At 36.7% G+C, this 2841-nt stretch carries 3 protein-coding genes and 1 pseudogene; all 4 read right to left on the reverse strand.

Annotated elements, in window-relative coordinates; all coding sequences use genetic code 11:
- Nucleotides 1–390, reverse strand: a pseudogene (locus ACTTKP_RS12040) (hypothetical protein); the annotation flags it as partial.
- Nucleotides 391–445: 55 nt separating this feature from the next.
- On the reverse strand, nucleotides 446–1279 hold the full coding sequence (locus tag ACTTKP_RS12045) for a metal ABC transporter permease (protein WP_442554129.1): 834 nt from the start codon (nucleotides 1277–1279) through the stop codon (nucleotides 446–448).
- Between the two features lie 21 nt (nucleotides 1280–1300).
- Nucleotides 1301–1996 carry a metal ABC transporter ATP-binding protein gene (locus ACTTKP_RS12050; RefSeq protein ID WP_442554127.1) on the reverse strand — a complete coding sequence of 232 codons (696 nt, stop codon included), beginning with the start codon at nucleotides 1994–1996 and terminating at the stop codon, nucleotides 1301–1303.
- 105 nt (nucleotides 1997–2101) lie between these two features.
- Nucleotides 2102–2841, reverse strand: a 740-nt coding sequence (locus ACTTKP_RS12055; protein ID WP_442554128.1) for a metal ABC transporter solute-binding protein, Zn/Mn family, incomplete at its 5' end; no start/stop codon positions are given.

Raw genomic sequence — 2841 nt, forward strand, 5'->3', positions numbered from 1 at the left:
TTCAAAATCATCAGGTTCTGTCATCATCAGATAAACCGTAGCATATACCATATCTTTGCCCATAGTAGTTAGGTCATAATCTATTCCATTAACAGCTTTCTGGTTTTTTGCTTTTTCAAGCTGTGCCTCAAAATCAGATGCAGCACCTATTACAGAGCCGTTCTGAGTAACTATCTGCCCCCCATTATCTGTGCTTATACCATTTCCAGCCACTTGTTCCTCTTGTTCAAGTTTTTTTACCTGTTCATCTATTTCCTTATTAACCTGTGCACTTATTGCTTTTTCTACTAAATTCTGCTTTTTTATCTTGGTTCCTGCCTGCTCCTTATTACAAGCAGTGAATATAAACATCATCCCAATGGCTACATATAAAAATACACATTTTTTCATATCACTACCCTCCTAGAGTAATTAAAACAAAAAAATGTGTTTAAATCGTGAGTTTCTAGCCCCTAATTTTTCCTATTACAGCACAGATTAAAAATGCTGTCATATCAGCTGCTACTATTGTAGAACCTACCGGTGTTGAAACTAGAATAGAAATCAGCATTCCTATTACAGCACAAATTACAGATAAGGATGCTGAAAATATAACAACTCCTTTAAAGTTTTTGATAATCCTCATAGCTGAAAGTGCCGGAAATATTATCAAAGCTGAAATCAAGAGCGAACCTACAAGATTCATTCCCAAAACTATAATTACAGCTATTATTATTGCAATCAAAAGATTATATCTGTCAGTTTTTACTCCTGTCGCCTTTGAAAAATTTTCATCAAATGTGACTGCAAAAAGCCTATTGTAGAACAAAACAAAAAACACAATTACAAGTACTGAAAAAACTATACAGACTATTACCTCTTCCTTGCTAAGTGTAAGTATGGAGGTAGAGCCAAACAGAGTTGTACACACATCACCTGATACATTCCCCTTTGTATTAAATATGTTCATCAACATATAGCCGATAGCCAATGCTCCTACAGAAAGCATAGCTATAACTGCATCTCCCTTTATAGAGCTGTTCTGCCCTGTCTTAAGCAAAAAAACTGCTGTTATTATAGTCACAGGCAGAATAATTATCATTTTATTGGTAAGCCCGATTACACTTGCTACCGCCATAGCTCCAAAGGCTACATGGGAAAGTCCGTCACCTATATATGAAAATCTTTTAAGCACTAAAGTAACTCCCAAAAGTGATGAGCAGAGAGCTATAAGTACACCTACTATAAAGGCATAAATTACAAATGGAAATTGAAGATAATACTGCAATTTTTCTAAAATTTCTACCAAAATTACTCCCTTCTACACTCCAAGACTTTCCCTTGCATCACTTTTAAGATAATCTTTCTTACTTCCAAAGAAAAGCTGACCTTTACTTCCTATATGAAGCACATTTCCTGCCTCATTTTCTATTGCTGCCAAGTCATGTGAAACCATAATTATAGTTACACCCGACTTATTTAATTCACTTATAAGCCCATAAAACTCTGCTGTTACCTTCGGATCAAGACCACTTACCGGTTCATCTAAAAGAAGCAGCTTGTCTGTTGCACAAAGTGCCCTTGCAAGCAAAACTCTTTGTTGCTGCCCTCCCGAAAGATTACGATAGCATTTCTTTTTAAGATCCATAATATGTAGTCTTTCAAGATTTTCCTCAGCTCTTAGTTTATCCTCTTTTCTATAAAATACCCTGTTTCCTATTCTTGAAAGATTTCCTGATAAAACAATCTCCCACACAGAAGCCGGAAAATCTTTTTGTGCCAGACTCTGCTGTGGGAGATAGCCTATTTCGTATGGTTTTAATCCATCACCATAAACAATCTCTCCCGACACAGGTTTCATAAGCCTTAGCAGAGTTTTCATAAGAGTAGATTTACCTGCTCCATTTTCTCCAATTACATAGAGATAATCACCCTTTTCCACCTTAAAATTGATACCTGTAGCTACAAGCTGATCCTTGTATCCCAGTTCAAGATTTTTACAAGTGATAAATGCCATATTTTATTTCTCCAAATCTATCCATTCTTTAAAATAACTTTCAAACATCCGCAAATATTGCTATGAAGCACAATATTCAGCCGGATGTTTGCAAGTAAATTATCTTTATTTAAGTGCTGCTTCCAGAGCCTTTAAGTTATCTTCCATTATACCAAGATAGGTAGTTCCACCAGCAATCTGATCAGCAGTAACAGACTGCATAGAATTCATTTCAACTATCTTCTGATCTTTAGCCTTGGTTGTCTCAACTATCTTCTTTGCTATCTTCTGATCAGAATTTTCAATTACTAAAACATTATTAAGCTTAAGTTCATCTGTCTTTTTTGCAAGGAAGGCTACTGTTTCAAAACTTGCCTCTGTCTCTGCACTACAACCCACAAAAGCCGCATAGTATTTAAGCCCATAGTCATCAACTAAGTAACGGAATGGGAATCTGTCACCAAAAAGCACTGTTTTATTCTTTGCCTTCTTCACTGCTGCAATATATCTTGAATCAAGATCTCCAAGCTTAGCGGTGTAATTAGCTGCTGTACTTGCATAATAATCTTTATTTTCAGGATCAATAGCCTGAAGTCTTACTGCAAGTTCATTTACAAGCATAGTAGCATTTCTGAGTGAAAGCCATACATGCTCATCATACTCTACTTCGTCATGATGATGCTCGTGGTCTGCGTCTTCGTGCTCATGGTCATGATCGTGATCCGCATCCTCTTTATGATCGTGATCATGGTCTGTATCTTCGTGCTCATGATCATGGTCTGCATCCTCTTTATGTTCATGGTTGTGATCGTGGTCTGCATCCTCTTCATGCTCATGGTCTGCATCTTCTTTATGTCCATGCTCGT

Source organism: Catonella sp., assembly GCF_052169795.1.
Taxonomy (GTDB): domain Bacteria; phylum Bacillota; class Clostridia; order Lachnospirales; family Lachnospiraceae; genus Catonella.

Excerpts from the sequence above, each read along its gene's own strand:
- ACTTKP_RS12050 (WP_442554127.1), bottom strand. The coding sequence starts at position 1,996 with ATGGCATTTATCACTTGTAAAAATCTTGAACTGGGATACAAGGATCAG.